Origin of the sequence: Paenibacillus sp. 2TAF8 (assembly GCF_052114825.1) — a bacterium.
In the GTDB taxonomy this organism is placed as follows: domain Bacteria; phylum Bacillota; class Bacilli; order Paenibacillales; family Paenibacillaceae; genus Paenibacillus.
Genome location: NZ_JBFRFN010000032.1, coordinates 1 through 20,806, shown reverse-complemented (window position 1 = coordinate 20,806; position 20,806 = coordinate 1). Strand labels below are relative to the sequence as shown.

At 46.6% G+C, this 20,806-nt stretch carries 22 protein-coding genes and 1 other annotated feature; all 22 genes read left to right on the top strand.

The window, feature by feature from the left end; all coding sequences use genetic code 11:
- Positions 1 to 7: 7 nt before the first annotated feature.
- The 22 genes from AB4Z30_RS27855 (at position 8) to AB4Z30_RS27750 (ending at position 20,308) form a co-directional block, all read left to right on the top strand.
- Positions 8 to 622 (top strand): Maf family protein, encoded by a 615-nt coding sequence (locus AB4Z30_RS27855; RefSeq protein WP_441930834.1) that lies wholly within the window; start codon positions 8 to 10, stop codon positions 620 to 622.
- Positions 623 to 651: 29 nt separating this feature from the next.
- On the top strand, positions 652 to 1,341 hold the full coding sequence (gene radC / locus AB4Z30_RS27850; protein ID WP_441930832.1) for a RadC family protein: 690 nt from the start codon (positions 652 to 654) through the stop codon (positions 1,339 to 1,341).
- Between the two features lie 188 nt (positions 1,342 to 1,529).
- Complete coding sequence (locus AB4Z30_RS27845) at positions 1,530 to 2,564, top strand: rod shape-determining protein (protein WP_441930830.1); 1,035 nt, start codon at positions 1,530 to 1,532, stop codon at positions 2,562 to 2,564.
- A 181-nt stretch (positions 2,565 to 2,745) separates the two neighbouring features.
- Positions 2,746 to 3,618 (top strand): rod shape-determining protein MreC, encoded by an 873-nt coding sequence (gene mreC / locus AB4Z30_RS27840; protein WP_441930828.1) that lies wholly within the window; start codon positions 2,746 to 2,748, stop codon positions 3,616 to 3,618.
- Positions 3,618 to 4,151 (top strand): rod shape-determining protein MreD, encoded by a 534-nt coding sequence (locus tag AB4Z30_RS27835; RefSeq protein ID WP_441930826.1) that lies wholly within the window; start codon positions 3,618 to 3,620, stop codon positions 4,149 to 4,151. The genes mreC and AB4Z30_RS27835 overlap by 1 nt, the downstream gene beginning before the upstream one ends.
- A 74-nt stretch (positions 4,152 to 4,225) precedes the next feature.
- The gene (minC, locus tag AB4Z30_RS27830; protein WP_441930824.1) at positions 4,226 to 4,888 is read left to right on the top strand and encodes a septum site-determining protein MinC; all 663 of its coding nucleotides are present in this window, start codon (positions 4,226 to 4,228) and stop codon (positions 4,886 to 4,888) included.
- A gap of 3 nt (positions 4,889 to 4,891) precedes the next feature.
- The gene (gene minD / locus AB4Z30_RS27825; protein WP_024633965.1) at positions 4,892 to 5,686 is read left to right on the top strand and encodes a septum site-determining protein MinD; all 795 of its coding nucleotides are present in this window, start codon (positions 4,892 to 4,894) and stop codon (positions 5,684 to 5,686) included.
- A gap of 202 nt (positions 5,687 to 5,888) precedes the next feature.
- Positions 5,889 to 6,827, top strand: a complete 939-nt coding sequence (locus tag AB4Z30_RS27820; RefSeq protein WP_441930822.1) for a peptidoglycan DD-metalloendopeptidase family protein — start codon at positions 5,889 to 5,891, stop codon at positions 6,825 to 6,827.
- Positions 6,820 to 7,680 carry a M50 family metallopeptidase gene (locus AB4Z30_RS27815; protein WP_441930820.1) on the top strand — a complete coding sequence of 287 codons (861 nt, stop codon included), beginning with the start codon at positions 6,820 to 6,822 and terminating at the stop codon, positions 7,678 to 7,680. The genes AB4Z30_RS27820 and AB4Z30_RS27815 overlap by 8 nt, the downstream gene beginning before the upstream one ends.
- A 108-nt stretch (positions 7,681 to 7,788) precedes the next feature.
- Positions 7,789 to 9,039, top strand: a complete 1,251-nt coding sequence (locus AB4Z30_RS27810; RefSeq protein WP_441930818.1) for an Rne/Rng family ribonuclease — start codon at positions 7,789 to 7,791, stop codon at positions 9,037 to 9,039.
- 56 nt (positions 9,040 to 9,095) lie between these two features.
- Positions 9,096 to 9,179, top strand: a sequence feature (ribosomal protein L21 leader region).
- Between the two features lie 14 nt (positions 9,180 to 9,193).
- Entirely contained in the window at positions 9,194 to 9,505 is a 312-nt protein-coding gene (gene rplU, locus AB4Z30_RS27805) for a 50S ribosomal protein L21 (RefSeq protein WP_090919085.1), read from the top strand.
- A gap of 13 nt (positions 9,506 to 9,518) precedes the next feature.
- A complete protein-coding gene (locus tag AB4Z30_RS27800; protein ID WP_441930816.1) occupies positions 9,519 to 9,848 on the top strand; it encodes a ribosomal-processing cysteine protease Prp in 330 nt (109 codons plus the stop codon).
- A gap of 23 nt (positions 9,849 to 9,871) precedes the next feature.
- A complete protein-coding gene (gene rpmA / locus AB4Z30_RS27795; RefSeq protein ID WP_110898889.1) occupies positions 9,872 to 10,183 on the top strand; it encodes a 50S ribosomal protein L27 in 312 nt (103 codons plus the stop codon).
- 150 nt (positions 10,184 to 10,333) lie between these two features.
- A complete protein-coding gene (locus AB4Z30_RS27790; RefSeq protein WP_441930813.1) occupies positions 10,334 to 11,071 on the top strand; it encodes a Spo0B domain-containing protein in 738 nt (245 codons plus the stop codon).
- A 16-nt stretch (positions 11,072 to 11,087) separates the two neighbouring features.
- The gene (gene obgE / locus AB4Z30_RS27785; protein WP_441930811.1) at positions 11,088 to 12,398 is read left to right on the top strand and encodes a GTPase ObgE; all 1,311 of its coding nucleotides are present in this window, start codon (positions 11,088 to 11,090) and stop codon (positions 12,396 to 12,398) included.
- Positions 12,399 to 12,653: 255 nt separating this feature from the next.
- Entirely contained in the window at positions 12,654 to 13,091 is a 438-nt protein-coding gene (locus tag AB4Z30_RS27780) for an ACT domain-containing protein (protein ID WP_110898886.1), read from the top strand.
- Positions 13,092 to 13,137: 46 nt separating this feature from the next.
- Entirely contained in the window at positions 13,138 to 14,424 is a 1,287-nt protein-coding gene (locus AB4Z30_RS27775; RefSeq protein WP_441930809.1) for a homoserine dehydrogenase, read from the top strand.
- Between the two features lie 101 nt (positions 14,425 to 14,525).
- Positions 14,526 to 15,596: a threonine synthase gene (gene thrC, locus AB4Z30_RS27770; protein ID WP_441930807.1), complete on the top strand. Its 1,071-nt coding sequence runs from the start codon at positions 14,526 to 14,528 to the stop codon at positions 15,594 to 15,596.
- Positions 15,593 to 16,561, top strand: a complete 969-nt coding sequence (thrB, locus tag AB4Z30_RS27765) for a homoserine kinase (RefSeq protein ID WP_441930805.1) — start codon at positions 15,593 to 15,595, stop codon at positions 16,559 to 16,561. The genes thrC and thrB overlap by 4 nt, the downstream gene beginning before the upstream one ends.
- Positions 16,558 to 17,433: a prephenate dehydratase gene (pheA, locus tag AB4Z30_RS27760; protein WP_441930803.1), complete on the top strand. Its 876-nt coding sequence runs from the start codon at positions 16,558 to 16,560 to the stop codon at positions 17,431 to 17,433. The genes thrB and pheA overlap by 4 nt, the downstream gene beginning before the upstream one ends.
- Before the next feature lie 149 nt (positions 17,434 to 17,582).
- Positions 17,583 to 18,464: a branched-chain-amino-acid transaminase gene (gene ilvE, locus AB4Z30_RS27755; protein WP_441930801.1), complete on the top strand. Its 882-nt coding sequence runs from the start codon at positions 17,583 to 17,585 to the stop codon at positions 18,462 to 18,464.
- A gap of 200 nt (positions 18,465 to 18,664) precedes the next feature.
- Positions 18,665 to 20,308, top strand: a complete 1,644-nt coding sequence (locus tag AB4Z30_RS27750) for a LysM peptidoglycan-binding domain-containing protein (RefSeq protein ID WP_441930799.1) — start codon at positions 18,665 to 18,667, stop codon at positions 20,306 to 20,308.
- Positions 20,309 to 20,806: the final 498 nt, after the last annotated feature.

Here is a 20,806-nt window from a genome sequence, read left to right as displayed (position 1 = left end):
GCCGTTAATGTTGAATAACACAGAGCAGCGCCCGATTATTCTGGCCTCCACATCGCCGCGGCGCAAGGAACTGATCGCATCACTCCATTTAGCGTTTGAAATTATACCAAGTTATGCAGACGAGAACACACCATCGGACTGGACACCGGAACAGACGGTGCAGGAACTCGCTCTGCGCAAGGCGCTTGCAGTGTATCGCGGACTTGAAGGTAGCGGGCAGAATGCTATTATCGTTGGCAGTGATACCGTAGTTGTGCTGGATAATGAGATTCTTGGCAAACCTGTCGACGAGGCGGATGCTGAACAGATGTTGTCTCGACTGCAAGGGCGAGAGCATCGTGTGTTCACCGGCGTCGCTTGTATTGATGCAGTCAGCGGACATTCGGTGGTGCATTATCGTCAAACCAATGTAACGATGAAGGAACTGTCTGAAGCCACTATTCGCGCTTATGTGAAGACGGGAGAACCTTCGGATAAGGCAGGATCGTACGCCATTCAAGGTATTGGCGCTTCACTGATCGACCGCATTGAAGGGTGTTATTTTAATGTGGTGGGCTTGCCTCTATCCTTACTCAGTGACATGCTGAAGGGGTTTGGCGTGTACGTGTTGCCACAGACTTAAAAAACGGATGCTGTGAAAAGAGGGTGCATATGGAGTCGCCTCATTACATGATGCGCGACATCCCCCAGGAAGAACGCCCGAGAGAACGCATGATGGAATACGGGGCGGGCGCCTTGAGTCATACCGAATTGCTGGCTATATTACTTCGAACAGGCACCAGACAGGAATCAGCGATGCATATGGCGCAGCGGATACTGAATCAAGCAGGTGGCATCCGTTCGTTGATGGATCTGACCCTTGAAGAGATGACAGCTATGAGGGGCATTGGACAAGCCAAAGCGGTTCAACTCAAAGCTGGTATTGAACTAGGGCATCGCATTGCCAAGAGCCGGCTTGTTGCCTCGACATCAATCCGTACTCCGCGTGATGCTGCGGATATTTTAATGGAACAGCTGCGTTATTTACAGAAAGAACATTTTGTGTGTCTTTTTTTGAATAGCAAAAATCATATCATAGCCCAGGAAACACTCTCCATGGGCAGCCTTAATGCTTCGATTGTACATCCGCGTGAAGTATTTCGTGCCGCCATCAAATGCAGTAGTGCCTCAATTGTGTGTGCACATAACCATCCTAGCGGTGACCCAACGCCCAGTCCGGAAGATATTCAGATAACCAAAAGACTGATTGAAGCCGGTGCAATCGTGGGCATTGACGTTCTGGACCACCTTGTTATTGGTGACGGAATTTACGTAAGTTTGAAGGAGAAGGGCTTGGTATAATATAATGGTTGGCGTTGATGTTTTCCTATGAATGATAACGGACGTGTCCGTCAAAGATAGGTTCACTTTATTTTTACAGATTCAAAATACGAGATGCGAATATTAGCTCCACGGTTTCGTGGGAATGAAAGTTATGCTCTTGCAATGAAACAAGAGCAGCAATATGAGGCAGAAAAGGAGAATACGTCATGTTTGGTGGTTTTACGAAAGATTTGGGTATTGATTTGGGGACAGCGAACACGCTGGTTTATGTGCGGGGTAAAGGAATTGTGGTGCGGGAGCCTTCGGTTGTTGCACTGCGTACGGATACAAAAAGCATTGAAGCGGTGGGGGAGTCTGCCAAAAAAATGATCGGACGTACACCTGGCAATATTCGTGCCATTCGTCCGATGAAAGATGGCGTAATCGCTGACTTCGATACTACAGCAACGATGATCAAATACTTCATTCGTCAGGCACAGAAGCAGCGCTCGATATTCCAGCGTCATCCCAACGTGATGGTATGTGTACCATCCGGAATTACGGCAGTAGAGCAACGTGCGGTGGAAGATGCGACCAAACAGGCGGGAGCACGCGAGGCTTACACGATCGAAGAACCATTTGCAGCTGCGATTGGTGCGGATCTGCCTGTATGGGAACCGACAGGTAGTATGGTCGTTGATATTGGCGGCGGTACAACGGAAGTGGCAGTCATTTCTTTAGGTGGTATCGTAACGAGCCGTTCGGTGCGTGTGGCGGGTGACGAGATGGATGAATCCGTCATTCAGTACATCAAACGCCAATATAATCTGATGATTGGTGAACGCACGTCTGAGCAGTTAAAGATGGATATCGGATCAGCTATGCCACTGGAGCAAGTAGAAACGATGGAGATTCGTGGACGTGATCTAGTGACAGGTCTGCCGAAGACGATCACTATCACTTCTGATGAGATCAGCGAAGCTCTGGCAGACACCGTGAATGCTATTGTTGAAGCGGTAAAAGTAACACTGGAGAAATGTCCTCCCGAGCTTGCAGCAGACATTATGGATCGTGGAATTGTCCTGACAGGCGGCGGAGCATTGCTTCGCAATCTGGATAAGTTGCTTGCTGGTGAGACAGGAATGCCTGTCATTGTTGCAGAGAACCCGCTGGATTGTGTAGCAATCGGAACAGGTAAAGCATTGGAGAATATTCATATGTTTAAAAGCAGAAGCAGTTCAGCAGTTCGTTCCAAGCGTTAATGGGTTGCTTGCCGTTTGATCTCTAAATTAGGCGGCAGCACTTCAATGTAGATAGCCCGGTTAACCCGGGAGGGCTATAACCCGCTTAACAGGGGAGGATCGACTGATATTCTCGCAGGGACTTGAGGTCTGATGTCTCCCCGCCGGGCTGGGCTCGGAAGAGAATAATGGATGTTAGAGGGTGTTGGAACTGTTTAAACTGCTGGGCAACAAAAGACTTTTTGTTTTGCTGGTGGGCCTTGTTACATTTATCGCGCTGATGGGCTTTACGCTTAGTCCGCGAGCCAATTTATCCTGGCCGGAGAAATTCCTGAAGGATTCAGTTGGATTTGTACAATACGTATTTTACAAGCCCGCTTCTTATGTAGCGGGCTTTTTCAAAGATGTGGCGAACATGCGTGCGGTATATGAGGAAAATGAAGAGCTCCGTATTGCAATGGGGCACTATACACGTGACCGGCTGAAATACAATGATTTGGAGCAGACAAATCAGCAGCTCCAAAAGGAACTTAACTTCACTGAAGAGCAGAAGAATCGATATAACTACGGCTCACGAATTGCACAGGTTATCAGTGCGAATTCCGATCCGAACAGCAGAACGATTAACATTGATATCGGAGAAAACGCAGGTATTAAACCAGGCATGGCTGTTACTTCGCAGCAAGGACTCGTTGGGGTGATCAGCCACGTCAGCTCATACACATCAACGGTCAATCTGTTAACTTCGATGGATGCCAATGACCCAACATCGAATGCGATTGCAGCTACGGCTGTAGGCAAAGAGAAGGTATTTGGCATGATCGAGAGTTATGATCCGAAGAGCGGCACACTGAAGATGACGAAAATTTCGGAAGACTCCAATATAGCAGACGATGATGAAATCATCTCTTCGGGTATTATCAATAATTTTCCGAAGTACATGCGCATTGGTAAAGTGAAGAGTGTGGAGAAGAGCGAATATGGTTTGACCAAGACAGCTACCATTGAGCCCTATGCCAACTTCCTCGATTGGAAACAGTTGATTGTGATCATTCCGCCTGAGGTTAAACAATAATGGTTACGCGCAAACAGGTTCTGTTTCTGTTACTGTTTGTTCTGTTCATTGCTGAAGATACGATTCTGCCGCAGATCATTCCTTCGGCTTGGCAGATGCGCATTTCAGTCAATCTGGTTTATATTGTTATTCTGTTTTTTGCTGTGTATCATCACCGGCATACGGCATTGGTACTGGGCATAATGTTTGGTCTTCTGCATGACGTCGTCTTCTATGGGGAGATGATTGGGCCTTACGGATTCTCGATGGGATTATCTGCGTATACGATGGGACTCATATTTCAAGCACCGCGTGCACCGATGCCTATCATGGTTTCGGTTGTCCTGCTCGGAAGTTTGCTGAATGATACGATGTTATTTTTCTTATACAAACTTTTTCAGCTCAATCATGTGACCTTTGACTGGGCACTGATTGAATACATGATCCCTAATCTGTTTGTCCACTTTGTGTTTACCCTGATCATTTATGTTCCTCTGCGCAAACAGCTGGAGAAGATCGGCACACCGAAAAGCAAGGCAGATGAAGCTTCCTGATGACATTTATGGAGCAAGAAGCAGGAACTCGGGGACCAGGGCACGAAATGTAATGAGATGGGAGGGACAGGCTTATGACGGTAAAATCGAATCACGTAACGATTAAAGGCATCCGAGACGGCTTGGTTTTCCTGTTGGACGATCAATGTGAATTCGAGGAATTGCTCTATGAGCTCCGCTATAAGCTGGAACACAGCCATCAAAACATTTTGACCGGACCGATAGTTCATGTGGATATCAAGCTGGGAGCGCGAGAAGTTACAGAAAACCAAAAAGAAGAGATTCTGGATGTTTTGAAGCAAAAAGGCAATTTGTTGATCCGTTCCATTGACTCGCCTGCACTTGTACAGGAGGTCAAAGGTCCACCGCCAATTTTGACGATGTGTGGCATGGTACGGTCAGGTCAGGTGCTTCATCATGAGGGGAATCTTCTGTTTCTTGGAGATATCAATCCTGGCGGCACAGTAACGTGCACCGGGGATATATATGTTTTGGGTTCACTCAGAGGTATGGCTCATGCCGGAATTAGCGGGGACGAAGAGGCTATTATCGCAGCATCGGTGTTTGCACCGACACAACTACGTATTGCAGATGTGATTAGCCGTCCTCCGGATGAATGGGAGAGCCGTGAAACCGGAATGGAATTTGCTTACTTGCAGGACAATCAGATGCAGATCGACAAGATGAGCAATATCGTTCGGTTGCGCCGAGATTTTAATGTGTTTAAAGGAGTGTAGCTCATGGGAGAGGCGATCGTGATCACTTCGGGTAAAGGCGGCGTGGGTAAAACAACCACCTCGGCAAACATCGGGACAGCGCTGGCGCTGCTTGGCAAAAAGGTTTGTCTGGTCGATACGGATATCGGCCTTCGTAATCTGGATGTTGTGATGGGACTCGAGAACCGCATTATTTACGATCTGTGCGATGTTGCGGACGGCCGCTGCCGTCTGAATCAGGCTTTGGTGAAAGACAAGCGTTTCGAAGAATTATACATGTTGCCTGCAGCGCAGACGAGAGACAAAAACTCTGTATCGCCAGAACAGGTGAAGGATATCATCCTGGAACTAAAAAAAGATTTTGAATATGTCATTATTGACTGCCCGGCGGGTATCGAGCAGGGATTCAAAAATGCGGTAGCCGGAGCAGATCAGGCCATCGTGGTCACTACACCGGAAAATGCAGCAGTACGTGATGCGGATCGTGTCATCGGTTTGCTGGAGAGCTCACACATCCAGTCACCGAAGCTGGTGGTGAACCGGATTCGCAATAATATGGTGAAGTCAGGCGACATGTTAGATATCGATGGTATTCTACAAGTACTTAATATCGACCTGATTGGTATCGTGCCGGATGATGAACTTGTCATCAAGGCTGCCAACTCAGGCGAACCTACAGTGATGAACCCGGATTCACTTGCAGCCATTGCTTATCGCAATATTGCAAGACGAATTTTGGGAGATACCGTGCCATTAATGCAACTGGAGCAGAAAAAGGGTGCGTTTTCCCGTTTCAAGAAATTTTTTGGAATGGGTTAAATGATACGAATCACTTTAAATAAACATAGTTGACCGTAAATTAACGCATACAGCCGGGGCATTGTGCCCGGCTTTTTTTGTTTTCATTTAATTCGTCTGTTTAACGTGTAGCCTTATTTACAGTTCTGTAGAGGGGCTTGTTCATATTCTCCGCTGCTGTTTCATAGGATGTAGTAAACAAGCCTCAGCGGGAGGACATGGCATGAATACAAAACTGAGAATCAAACAGAGAAGAGAAGAACGGATTCGGCGGCTTATGGATGGGGCAGTGCATGAAGTATTACAAGAACAAAAGCCGATTTTTCATTGGGACAGTGAAGGGGAAGATCGAGGCAGAGAAAGAGATAGGAAAATCGTTCAAAGTATAGATGACAGTAAAGATCAAGGGAGAAATAGCGAGCGTGTTGAAACGGCCCGGCAAAAGCCGTTTGCTTTTGTAGAGGAAGCATCGGAACGAGATCCGGAATGGCTATGGAAAAAGGAGAATGGACATTTTCGCCCTACAGGGCATTCTGGTTTTAATTTGTTTCGATCGTTGCTGCGGCGCACAATAGTTAGCGCCGTTATATTTGCAGGCGTGTGGGGACTGTTCCAACTAAATGCATCGTGGACAGTAGCACCCAAGACGGTCATTGCTGATGTACTTCATAACGATATGGATTTTGCGGCGGCTACGGCATGGTATGAACGGAACTTTGGTGGAACCCCCTCTTTCTTGCCAGTGCTCGGACACACCACTGATGTAGTGAATGGTTCGGGAGTTCGGCCGCTTCTAGGGAAACCGATCTCGGGAACGGTAGTGCAGCCGTTTGCCCTGAGCATGAAGGGGATTGAGATTGTTCCTGAGGCGGCAACAGCAGGAGGACTGGTGCAAGTGGTTAGTTCGGGCGCGGGGCGTGTACTCGAGGTTCTCGGGGATGCTTCCACTGGGTATACCGTTGTTATTCAACACTCCGGCAAGGTAACAGCCATATATGGCCGGATGAATGAGATTGATGTCCAGGTGAGTGATTGGGTCGAAGCGGGGAATGCAGTGGGAAGTTTGAAGGCCGGAAGCACGGAACAGCCGGCAACGCTCTATTTTGCGATAAAAGAAGGAGAAGATTACGTGGACCCCGCGGAAGTGGTTGCCCTTGATTAGGGTCTGGGATGTACGAATTTCGCTTCACCCGTTTTTTGTCATTATCATGATGACCTCTTTGCTGACTGGACATTTTATCGAACTGATAACGTTGTTTGCTATCGTATTTATTCATGAATGCGGACATGCTGCTGCGGCAGCCCTTCTGGGCTGCCGTGTACTGTCCATACAGATGCTTCCTTTCGGAGGAGTGGCAGTCATCGAAGATGGCGGTAAACTGACGGCTTATCGCGAGATTGTAATTGCTTTGGCAGGTCCGCTACAGAATGTGTTAATGGTTGGCATTGTGCTGTTATTACGTCAATTTCAGTTGGGTGATCCTGTATTTCTGGATTATATCATTCAGGCGAATCTGCTTATTGCGCTGTTTAATCTGTTGCCTGTGCTGCCGCTGGATGKAGGTAAGATCGTTCAAGCTGTGGTCAGCCTATGGGCTCCATACTATACCACGCTCATGTGGACTTATCGTATCAGTATCCTGAGCAGCGCAGGGGTCGTTTTGGCTGCGGTTATCCAGTGGTTTTCTGGCGATTACGGGCTTCCGTTAAACCTTTTATTAATAGGCCTTTTTTTGTTTTATTCTAATTTTACCGATTATCGGAACGTTCCTTATCGATTTATCCGTTTTCTGATGAACCGGGAGGCTGTTTTCGTCCGGCATGCAGCCGCAGGCAGTTTGGTCCAGCCAATAATCTCGTTTCCGGCGAAACCTTTGGACACAATTTTGCGTCTATTAAAAAGAGAAAGATACCATATGGTATACGTGATGAACAAGCAGGGGCGTATAATGGCAGTTTTGCCTGAGCAGCGCGTGATCGGTTCTTATTTTCAACAAAATATGGATAAATTGTGATAGCTGCTGATGAACCTGCTCTCAAACGGGGTAATACATTTATGATCAATATTGCCCATAATATGAAATGGATGTGGATGAATTGAAGGGTCTTCTAGAGGTGAAGCCATGAAACAAATGATTGTACATAATGAACATAACCTCATGCAAATGGCGCTTCTGGAAGAAGGCAAAGCTGTGGAGTTCACGGCAGAGCGTACACGCGAGCGCGGGCTACTGGGTTCCTTTTTCAAGGGACGTGTAGTGAATGTGTTACCGGGTATGCAGGCTGCCTTTGTGGATATCGGTCAGAAAAAGAATGCTTTTCTGTATGTGGATGATGTGCTTCATCCCCATCTGGAGAAGCAGCCGAAAGTAAAACCTTCCATCTCGGAACTGCTGCGTCCGGGTCAGGAATTAATTGTACAGGTTCTGAAGGAACCGGTAGGAAGCAAAGGTGCCCGGGTGACTACGCATTATTCACTTCCGGGCCGCTGGCTTGTCTACATGCCTGTAGCGGGTTATGTGGCTGTGTCCAAGAAGATTGCCCGGGAGGGAGATCGTTCCCGTCTCAAAGCGATGGGGGAGCAGTTGCTAAGGGATGAAGAGGGCTTGATTATTCGTACCGTATCTGCGGAAGAACCTTATGAGGCAATTCAGACTGATTTGGAGGCATTGCGCATTCAGTGGCTTCTGATTCGAGAAAAAGCAGACAGTTTGCCTTCTCCAAGCTTGTTGCACCAGGATCAAAGCATGATTCAGCGAGTGATCAGAGATGTGTACACACCTGGTAATGACGAGGTGATTACGGATAGTGAAGGACAGGCTCGCGTGATTCGATCCCTCCTTGAAGAGATCTGTCCAGGGCACCAGCCTCAAGTTCAAGTGTATTCCGGAACGGAATCCATCTTTGATGCGTATGGCGTACAGGAGCAACTGAACAAGGATTTTGCCCGCAAAGTCTGGTTACCTGGCGGGGGATATATCGTCATTGATCATACCGAAGCGCTGACAGTGATTGATGTTAATACCGGAAAATATACAGGTGCAGGCGGAGACAGTCTGGAAGAAACGGTTACTGAAACTAACATGCAGGCTGCACTCGAAATTGCAAGGTTAATGCGGCTGCGAGATATCGGCGGTATGATTATCGTGGATTTCATTGATATGGAAGAGGCGTCTAATCGGCATGAAGTGGCTGGTGCACTGGAGCAGGAGTTACGGAAGGATCGAACGAAGGCTTTTGTTCTGGGGTGGACCAAGCTGGGATTGCTTGAACTGACTCGTAAAAAGGTGAGAGAAGAAAGCACACTGCCCTACGTGGAGCCTTGTTCTTCCTGTCACGGGACGGGGAAAAGATATATTTCACCTTTGCATTGATTTTTAGTATGGTGCGTGATATACTCATCAAGTATGTGTTTAGCCTATTGGTCTTGCACATGCTGTAACCGCACTGGCCAGGTATAAGAACAGTTTCGCAAGGTACTGTCACCTGAGAACGGGCGAGTCTGAGACATGAGGAGGTGCAAGGCAAATGTACGCAATTATTGAAACAGGCGGCAAACAGTACAAAGTCCAAGAGGGCGATGTTCTGTTCATCGAGAAATTGAATGCGAACGACGGCGAAAGCGTAACGTTCGACCGTGTCCTGGCTGTATCTAACGATCAAGGTTTGACAGCAGGTACACCATTGGTTTCCGGAGCTACTGTAACGGCTAAGGTGGAGAAACATGGCAAAGGTCAAAAGGTTGTTGTATACAAATACAAACCGAAAAAGAACTACCATGTGAAGCAAGGTCACCGTCAACCGTACACTAAAGTAACTATCGAAAAAATCAAAGCGTAAGAAGGTGCGATAAGTGATTATCGTTCAAATCTTTCGTGATGAGGACGGGAACATCGAACGCTTTTCCATCGAAGGGCATGCCAATTTTGCCAAGCGGGGAGAAGATATCGTATGTGCCGGGGTATCTGCTGTTACAGTGGGTACAGTGAACTCGATTGAAGCATTGACTGGTGTCGAGATGGATGCCAAGATGAAGAATGGTTTTTTAAGCGGTTCTTTACCATTGCTTGCAAAAGGGGAAACTTTTTCTCAGGTACAGTTGTTGCTCGAATCCATGGTAGTTATGCTCTCTAATATTGCAGAGTCATACGGGAAGTATATTCAAATACAGCAACACCAATAAGCAAAGAAGGAGGAAAACCAATCATGTTGAAATTAAATCTTCAGTTGTTCGCATCGAAAAAAGGTGTAGGTTCCACGAAGAACGGACGTGACAGTAATGCACAACGTCTGGGTGTTAAACGTGCAGATGGCCAAACTGTAACTGGTGGTAGCATTCTCGTTCGCCAACGCGGAACGAAAATTCACCCAGGAACAAACGTGGGTATCGGTAAAGATGACACTTTGTTCGCGAAAATCGACGGCGTTGTTAAATTCGAACGTTGGGGTCGCGATCGCAAAAAAGTAAGCATCTACCCTGTTGACGTTGCTCCAGTAGCAGCTGCAGTAGAAGCTTAATATCGGCATTCCGCCTAAGGAGCCTTCGGCATTTTTGCCGGAGGTTTTTTGCATTCTGCGACTATTCGATAATGAACTGGCAGAAAAGACATGTTATACTTGGTTACGGTGGGTCTAAACCAACCGAGTTTTGTAGAACGGGGAGAAGCCATGAAATCCTGGAAAAGAGTGCCGTGGATTGCGGCATGTTCACTTGTGATTCCTTTGGTTTTCGTTATGCTGTATCCGGCGGCCTTCGCGAGCGTCGTTTGCGCATTGTGGTCCGTTGCGGCGATGTTCATTTCTGTATATGCACTGAAAAGGCAAGCGGAAGCGGAACGCAAAACCATCATACAATCCATGGAAAAAACAGCAATAGCCTCATTAAATCATCATAGGCATGACTGGATGAACGATCTTCAGGTGTTATATGGATATCTTCGGCTGGGCAAACTTGATAAATCTCTGCAGTGTGTGGAAAGAATAAAAGAGCGGGTCACAGAAGAAAGCCGGATATCCAAATTAGGCATTCCTTCACTCGTATTTTATTTGCAGTCTTTTCGAGCCAGTGGAGTTGCGCTGGAATTGCATGTGCAAGTGGAAGAAGAGTTGCAGCTCAGTGCTCTGGTCTCTCCCGAGGATGGCGAGTCGCTTACGGGGGCGATTGCGGATGCAATTCGGGCCTACCAATATGGCGGTGGCCGGTCGTCTTGGGGAGAGGTTCGCAAACTGACCTTGAACTTCGGACAGGATCATGGAGATGTCGTCGTCAGGCTGGACGGTGATCAAACTCTTGATCCGGAAGCACTGCGGCAATTAACGGCCGTACTCAAAGGTAAAAAAGTCAGAACGGAGCAGCTTCCGTCTGGGGATACGTTTGTACAATTCAGAATGCCTTGTGGAATATAGGAAGAAGGGGTAACCAATGTTTGTTGATAAAGCGAAGATTTATGTAAAAGCCGGAGATGGAGGGGACGGCATCGTCTCTTTCCGTCGTGAGAAATATGTACCAGAGGGTGGTCCTGCTGGCGGCGATGGCGGCCGGGGAGCCGATATTATTTTCCGGGTAGATGAAGGTCTGCGGACTTTGATGGACTTTCGTTACCAGCGTCACTTCAAAGCTCCACGTGGAGAAAAGGGACGTAACAAAAGCCAGCATGGTGCAAATGCAGAGAATATGATTGTACGTATCCCGCCGGGTACGACTATTGTGGATGAAGACAGTGGGGAAGTGTTAGCCGATCTTACACGTCATGGGCAGCAGGTTGTTGTTGCTAAAGGTGGTCGGGGCGGTCGGGGGAACATTCGTTTTGCAACGCCGAGAAACCCTGCTCCTGAACTTGCCGAGAATGGTGAAGAAGGCGAAGAGCGTTATATTGTGCTTGAGCTTAAAGTCATGGCGGATGTTGGACTAGTTGGTTTCCCGAGTGTGGGTAAATCTACGTTGCTGTCGGTTGTATCTGCTGCGAAGCCGAAGATCGGGGCATACCACTTTACAACCATTACACCTAACTTGGGTGTCGTTGATGTGGGTGAGAGTCGCGGTTTTGTTATGGCCGATTTGCCGGGTCTTATTGAAGGAGCGCATGAGGGTGTTGGACTTGGACATGAGTTCCTGCGACATGTTGAGCGGACACGGGTTATTATTCATGTTGTGGATATGTCCGGTTCAGAAGGGCGGGATCCTTTCGAAGACTGGCAGAAAATTAATGATGAGCTGAGACTATACAATCCAGCCCTTGCCGAGAGACCGCAGGTTGTAGCTGCGAACAAAATGGATATGCCGGATTCCGAAGCCAATCTGGAGCAATTTTTGCAACAGGTCCGCGAAGTGAAGCCAGATATTGAAGTCATGCCTATTTCGTCTTTGACTCGTCAAGGTATTCAGGAATTGTTGTACCGTGCGGCTGATCTGCTGGATCAGATTCCGGATGAGCCTGAGGTAGAGGAAGTGTCTGATCTCTCCGAGCGTAAAGTATACAGCTTGGAGAAAAAAGAGGACGAAGGTTTCCGTATTGTGCGTGAGAATGATACGTTCATTGTGGAAAGTGCCAAGATTGATCGCATGATGAAACGGATGCAGTTGAATTCACACGAGGCTATTCTGAAGCTGGCACGTACACTTCGTTACATGGGTGTGGATGATGAGCTTCGTAAACGCGGCGCCGTGGAAGGCACGATTGTGCGCATTGGAGATTTCGAGTTTGAATTCGTGGAAAGCAGCAGTTACTATTAAGACGTTAGGTCGCAAAATTAATATTATAAACATCATCGGCTGATGATTGTTAAATAAAAATGAGAAACGCAGTGGAGCGGGAAGTTACCGTGATGCTGCGTTTTTTTGTTTGTTTTCTGACATTGGAGAGAGAGAAGCCTGTATAATGTGAGAAACAGTTTTTGAAAAATAGACTGTCACGTATTGCCCTTTTGTGATTCATCCTATATAATGTCCACTAGATGAATACATGAGTCTTTGAGGAGAGGACGTTCTGTGAATGAACGCTATTACTTAGTACGGGAAGATATTTTACCAGAGGCTGTGGTAAAAACGATGCAGGTGAAAGAGTTACTTGCTTCCGGTGATGTCAAAACAGTGCATGAGGCCGTCGAGCAGGTCGGATTAAGCCGAAGTGCCTTTTATAAGTACAAAGATGGAATCCATCTGATCAATCAGCTGGAGCGTGAACGAATTGTAACCATCTCGATCGACCTGGAGCATCAGTCTGGTATTTTGTCTCGTGTGCTTGGACATTTTGCAGGTTATGGAGCCAACGTACTTACGATTAATCAGAGTATTCCGCTTCAGGGCAGAGCCAATGTTGTCATTTCCGTGGAAACGACGCATCTTCATGGAGAGATTGGAGAAATGCTGGATCGAATGCAAGATATGCCTGGGGTGAAGCGTACACGGATCGTAGGCCAAGGTTAATCGGGCTTTGAGAATATAGGATTAGACAATAGGGGGTAGGTCGTTAGTGAAACCGGTAAAAGTCGGATTGTTGGGCCTGGGCACGGTTGGAACGGGCGTTGTCCGAATTGTGGAAGGGAATCAGGAGGATCTGAGCAGTCAGGTGGGGTCGCCGATTATCATTGAGAAGATTGCGGTGAAGAACACGGAGAAGGATCGTGTTATTCCCATTGACCGGGCGAAGCTGACAGAAGACCCTTGGGAGGTCATTCGTCACCCGGACATTGATGTTATCGTTGAAGTGATGGGTGGCATTGATCAGACGAAAGAATATATTCTTGAAGCACTGGAACGTGGGAAACATATCGTAACAGCGAACAAGGATCTAATGGCATTGCATGGTTCAGAGATTCTGGCTAAAGCACAGGAAAAGCAATGTGATGTGTTTTATGAGGCTAGTGTGGCCGGGGGTATCCCGATCATCCGCACGCTGATTGAAGGTTTCTCTTCGGACCGGATCACTCGAATTATGGGGATTGTGAACGGAACAACGAACTATATTTTGACGAAAATGAGTCAGGAAGGCGCATCCTATGAAGAGGTGCTAGCAGAAGCACAAGCTCTAGGGTACGCGGAAACAGATCCAACTTCGGATGTGGAAGGGCTCGATGCTGCTCGTAAAATGGCAATCTTGGGCACTCTCGGTTTCCGTACGAATGTGGAATTGAAAGATGTTGCTGTTAAGGGGATCGCTTCCGTCACGCGTGAGGATATCATGTATGCCAAAAGATTAGGGTATGAGTTGAAGCTGCTCGGCATCGCAGATCGCATCGATGAAGAGATTACAATTAGTGTGCAACCAACGATGGTGAGAAAGAACCATCCAATCGCATCGGTAAATGGTGTGTTCAACGCAGTGTATGTGCACGGTGAGGCAGTAGGCGAGACGATGTTTTACGGAGCAGGAGCGGGTGAAATGCCAACAGCGACTTCCGTAGTTGCTGACATTGTTGCCGTAACGAAAAATCTCAAGCTTGGGGTAAACGGAGTAAAAGCGATCGCGCCATATAAACAGAAGAGATTGCAGAGTGATGAGCAGATTTTTTCGAAAAATTTCATATTACTGCACGTGGACGATAAAGCAGGGGTGCTAGCACAGATTACGCAGATTTTTGCCGAATATGAAGTCAGTCTCGCCTCCGTTGTGCAACAGCCGAATGAGCACAATCCAGACGCTGAAATCATTATTGTTACGCATAATGCAAGTAAGGCCAGCATGGACAAAGTACTCAAACATTTTGAATCACTCAACGTGATTCGTCGGATTAAGAGTGTTTACCGCGTAGAAGGTTAGTTGTTAAGTCATTTTAAAATGAAATCATTATAAATTTCGGTTGTGCAAGCAAGCCTTAAACCATTATTTAGATTAATTAAACCTAAAGGAGTCTACCTACAATGAGATATCAAGGATTATTGCAAACGTACAAAGAACACCTTCCAGTCAATGAAAATACGCCACAGCTTACACTTCAAGAAGGCAATACGCCATTGATCCATGCAGAGAATCTGTCGAAGGATCTAGGTTTGAATTTGTACTTCAAATATGAAGGCTTGAATCCTACAGGTTCTTTCAAGGACCGCGGAATGGTTATGGCTGTTGCCAAAGCAATGGAGGAAGGCAGCCGCACAATTATGTGTGCATCTACGGGTAATACATCCGCAGCTGCTGCAGCCTATGCCGCACGTGGTGGGTTGAATTGTATCGTGTTGATTCCAAATAACAATATTGCACTGGGTAAACTCGCTCAAGCGATGATCTATGGTGCCAAAGTCATCGCGATCAATGGTAACTTTGACCGTGCCCTTGAGATCGTACGTGAAATTACGGCTAAACACCCGATTACACTTGTAAATTCCGTGAATCCATACCGGATTGAAGGACAGAAGACAGCCGCCTTTGAATTGGTTGAGCAATTGGGAGATGCACCGGACGTTCTGGCTATTCCGGTTGGTAATGCGGGTAATATTTCGGCATACTGGAAAGGCTTTAAAGAGTATAACGAGGCAGGGAAATCGAACACATTGCCGCGTATGGTTGGCTTCGAGGCAGAAGGAGCTATGGCCATCGTTAAAGGAGAGCCAATTCTTGAGCCGGAAACCGTAGCTACAGCGATTCGAATCGGTAACCCAGCCAGCTGGAAAACAGCAGTGGCTGCTGCCGAAGAGTCCGGTGGTCAAATTAACTATGTTACGGATGACGAGATTTTGGCGGCATACCGCACCATTGCAGCACGTGAAGGAGTATTTGCTGAACCGGCTTCTGCTGCATCTGTGGCTGGTGTGTACAAATTGCATAGTGAAGGCTACTTCAAAGGTGGAGAAACGGTTGTATGTGTGTTGACAGGTAACGGACTGAAAGACCCGAATGTAGCGATTAAAACGGCTGCTGTGGAGCCACTGGTCGTTGAAGATACGGAAGAAGCGGTTATGGCAGCTATTGCCCAACTGGAGCAGCAGTCTGTATGAGCTTGCGTGAAAAAGTAACTGTCAAAATCCCGGCAAGCACAGCCAATCTGGGTCCAGGGTTTGATACCCTGGGCATGGCCTTGTCTTTGTATGCCTGGCTCGAGTTTAAACCTGCAACTCAGACGACATTCCATCTGTACGGGGATCATCTAACCGGTCTGCCTACGGATAAGTCAAATCTGATCTATGAAGTCGCACAAATGGTATTTGATGAGGTTGGGGTTTCTGTACCAGAGCTTGAAATTTCGATGTATTCAGAGATCCCCCTCACTCGAGGACTTGGAAGCAGTGCTTCGGCAATTGTCGGTGCGCTTGCCGGTGCTAATGCATTGATCGGCAATCCGTTATCGAATGATAAGCTGCTAGACATGGCTACAGCACTGGAGAAACATCCAGACAACGTTGGTGCATCGTTATATGGGGGTATCATTACTGCAGCATGGGACGGTCAACATGTCGACTACATCCGGATTGAGCCTCACCAGGATCTGCAGTCTCTGGTTATCGTGCCAGACTTTCAGTTGTCCACTTCTAAAGCAAGGGATATTGTTCCCAAGCAGTTTGGCATGTCTGATGTTGTACACAATGTGAGTCGTTCTTCGTTGCTCGTTGCTGCATTAGCCAGCGGACGACTCGATATGATTGAAAAGGCGATGTCGGATCGAATTCACCAGCCGTATCGTGCATCACTGGTGCCTGGCATGAAGGAGATTTTGGAACATGCTACCGAGCATGGCGCTTTGGGTGCCGCATTAAGTGGGGCTGGTCCAACGGTTCTTGCGCTGGTGGATCGTCACGATACCCGGAAGGCAGAGTTGGAGCAATACTTAATGGGTGTTATGAAGCAGGAGGGGATCACAGCCTCTGCTTTGTGGCTGGACCCAGATTTGGACGGCGTGGTTATAATGCCGGATCAAGATGAACGTCCTTTTTTGGACAGAATCAAAGGGGAAGTTAACGAATGAAACGAATTGCAGTATTACCAGAAGGCTCAGTCTCACATGAAGCAATAGATTTCCTTTTTGATGGGGAAGCCCTGGATTTGAAGCACTCCAAACTCATTTCGGACATTTTTCGTGCAGTGGATAACGGGAGTGTACAGTACAGTGTCATTCCAATGGAAAATACAATTGAAGGTTCTGTTAGCCTGCATATGGACTGGCTTGTAAATGAGGTAGATATTCCGATGCAAGCGGAGTGGGTGTACCCATCCATTCAAAATGTGATCGGACATGGGAATGAATTTGTTACAGGAGATGGCACATATGATTTTGGTAAAATCACCAAGATTCTATCCCATCCGGTGGCCATCCCGCAGTGCCAGAATTTTATTCGTCAGCATTCACCTGATGCAGACCTAGAAGGCGTAAACAGCACGGCTGAAGGGGTAGAAATTGTAAAAAGAAATCCGGGAAAAGGCTGGGTGGCAATCGGTACGAAGCTTGCGGCTCAAAAGCATGGTCTGGATATCATGGCTGAACGTGTGACGGATCATGACAATAACTACACCCGCTTCGTACTAATTGGTCATGAACCTGTCAGCATTCCGCGTGAGCCCGACCATGTGAAGACAAGTTTGATTGTAACACTACCAGAGGATGCACCGGGGGCACTTCATCAAGTGCTGTCAGCGTTTGCCTGGAGAAAGCTGAACTTGACTCGTCTTGAATCTCGTCCAACGAAGAAACGTTTAGGCAGTTACTACTTTTACATTGATGTCATTGAATCGGTTGATTCCATATTACTTACGGCAGCTATGGCTGAAATCGAGGCTTTGAATTGTCAGGTTCGCGTTCTTGGTAGTTATCCATGTTATACATACCCTTCACGGAAATAACCGGTAGTGGTTGGATAATGAATGCAAAGAGATCATTCGGCGTCTATGTGAAATAAGAGAGTTTTTCCGTTATTTTTGTTGTAAAATGGACAGGTTCATTATGTTCCGGAATTTTAGGAAATGCATATTTAATGGAGGTGCAGTTAGTCATGGCAGAACAATGGATCTATTTGGATGGTCAGTATGTAACCAAGGAAAATGCAAAAGTTTCGGTGTATGACCATGGATTCTTGTACGGAGATGGTATCTTCGAAGGTATTCGGATTTACAATGGAAATATTTTCAGATGTAAGGCTCACTTGGATCGCTTGTATGATTCGGCAAAATCCATCAGTTTGAACATTCCGCTGTCTTACGATGAGATGCTTGAAGTGATGGCTGAAACGGTACGCCGCAATGATATGCGTAACGGTTATATCCGTCTGATCGTTTCACGCGGACCAGGGAACCTGGGTCTTGACCCGACACGTTGCCCTAAAGCTTCCGTGATCATTATTGTGGAACAACTAGCAATCTATCCGGAAGAAGCGTATCTTACTGGATTGAAGGCCGTCTCCGTATCCCAGCGTCGTAACATCCCGGATGCGTTGAATCCGAAGATTAAATCCCTCAACTATCTGAACAACATCCTTGTCAAGTTGCAATCGAACTTTTCGGGTGCAGGTGAGGCTATTATGTTGAACTCCCAAGGCTACGTAACCGAGGGTTCAAGTGATAACATTTTTATTATCAAAAACGGTGTGGTGTATACTCCTCCTTGTTACCTTGGGGCACTTGAAGGCATTACACGTCAAGCGATTATCGATCTGTGCGTAGAACTGGGTATTGAATTAAAAGAAGTGCCTTTCACGCTTCATGATGTGTATATTGCAGATGAGGTATTCTTCACAGGAACAGCGGCGGAAGTTATTGCGGCGTGCGAAGTGGATGGCAGAGTGATTGGTTCTGGTGTAGCAGGTCCTGTTACATTGCAATTACTTGAAGCTTTCCGCCAGATTGTCGACAAAGATGGTTACAAGGTTTGGGAATAAACCGTTTACGTTTAATCAAATAAATTACAGAAATTCTCCTTGTCCGATAAAATGCAGCATGCCTTGTGTATGCGGGATTTTAGAAGGCGGGAGGATTTTTTTTGTTCAAATGATGTCATTAGCCCGGTTGCTGCATAGGATGTAGTAACGGTATGGGCGAATGTACTGCCCAAGTATGACGTCTAGGAGGTTAGTTCCCTGTGAAAATACACATGGTGAAAAAAGGCGACACATTATATCTGCTGTCCCAAAAATACAATGTAGCGCTGGACAAATTAATTGCGGCCAACTCGCAAATTGCAGATCCCGACAAGCTGGACATTGGTATGAAGGTCAAAATTCCCGCACAGCCAGTAACACCAAAGCCAGAGGGCGTACTGCACAGTCACAAGGTAGTACAAGGCGATTCATTATGGAAGTTGTCACAAGCCTGGGGTGTTCCATTGAAAGACATGATCAATGCGAATCCACAATTGAAAAACCCAAATGCTCTTCTGGTCGGAGAAACCGTCTATATTCCTTCTATGCATACACAAGGGAATCAGGCTGCGAATCCTAACATTGGTAATATTGGTGCGCAAGAAAAATTATCACCTGAAGGCAAAGAGTACACAGGCGTAAAAGAAGAAACGGCACCTGTCGTACCATCTCCCCCTCCTCAGGCAGTTGAAAAGCCAGTCCCTGTACCAGCTCCAGCACCTGTTGCCCCGGCTAAGCCTAATGTCATGCCTGAATTGGAGGCTTTGCCGCAATTGCCTGAAATGCCTGAAATGCCTGAAATGAAACCCGAGAAGAAAACGGATAAAAAAGAAGAGATGAAGCCAGAGGTTCAAGTCCAACCTGTGAACGAAGCTAAACAGTCTCCATTGCCTAATCTTTCACCTGAAATGATGCCTTTACCGGTAATGCCTAACATGGAACCGCCTGTGAATACTACACCAGCGACTAAGGCTCCTTGTGGTTGTGGTCAAAAAATGCTGTATGCTCCGATAGAACATCCTTATATGCAAGTCCCGGTGCCAGCACAAGAGGTGTATGCTGTGCAGCAAAATAACATGTATACCGCAGGAGTAGCGAATAACTCTCCGTTCCCTGGTGTTCAGGATGTCGGTGCTTATAGCATGGGGGATGTGCCTAACAGCCCATGGACAGGAGCGGAACAGTCTTATAATCATAATAACGTCATGCCCAATTTGCCTAATGTATCTCCAGACATGGTGAACAATGCATTTCCAATTTCACCAGCTGGTCAAGTGAACAGCCCTTTCCCGAATATTGCAGCTGCAAATAATCAAATGAATCATCAGCCGCCGTTTATGTCTCCGTACTCGATGCTTCCGTACCCTCCATGTGGATGTGGATCACATACACATGCACCTCAGTATACTTATCCTACGTACGGTTATCAGGAACCGGTTTGGGGCATGTATGGTCATCCGAATGGTATGCCGCCTGAAATGTCCACATCAGTTATGCCGAATCATCCGATGGAATATGCTTACCAAAATCCGTATCCTACTCAAAATAAGGTTCCTCCATCTCCGCTTGGTGCTTTTGGGGAGATGTACCCTTCTCAGGCCCATGGTGACAATAGTGGGAAAAAGGGAGGGCGTGACAATGCGAACTTAAGTCAGGTTGCTTTTGAAGATGCAGATTCCGAATCTGAGGCAAAACCAAAATCAACACCCCCTAAAAATGGCCCAGCGAAGCGGAGAACAAGTAAGACGCCTGCGAAAAGTAAATTCAAGGTATCTGTATCTGGTAAATCTACCAGACAAGGCTCAGCATCATCAAGTTCACAAAAACCTGCCAAGAAACGTCGCAACCCCTGGATTCAACATTAAAAGTTAACAGAAGAAAGTTATATATTGTTGTTGATTGAGAAAAGTCAGTTCTGATATGTAGAACTGACTTTTTCGCTTTTATAGTTATAGCGAGTAAAAAATGATGCGCTTCGAGTAGTGGATGGTTGAGATAAATAAAAAATATTGTGGATAATGTTTGAAAGCCCATTTATATATATGTTACAATATGAATGCGCTTTAATTTTCAGGTTGCCAACAGGGAAAAGTGGAGTGTATATGCCAAGTTTATAAAAAACTAAACTATTACAGAAAAACATCTTGCATTAAATTTGGTGATGTGATACATTATTTAAGTCGCCGCTGAAACACAGTGCTGACGAAGCTAAACAAGTTTGATCTTTGAAAACTGAACAACGAGTGAGTGAAACATTCTGCTTGCAGAATGAACGTGAAGGTTTTGGTACATGCCATCCGGCTGTATGAAAACTGGAACACAATTGAGATTTTTAATCTCGTCAGATTCAAAATGAGCTTATC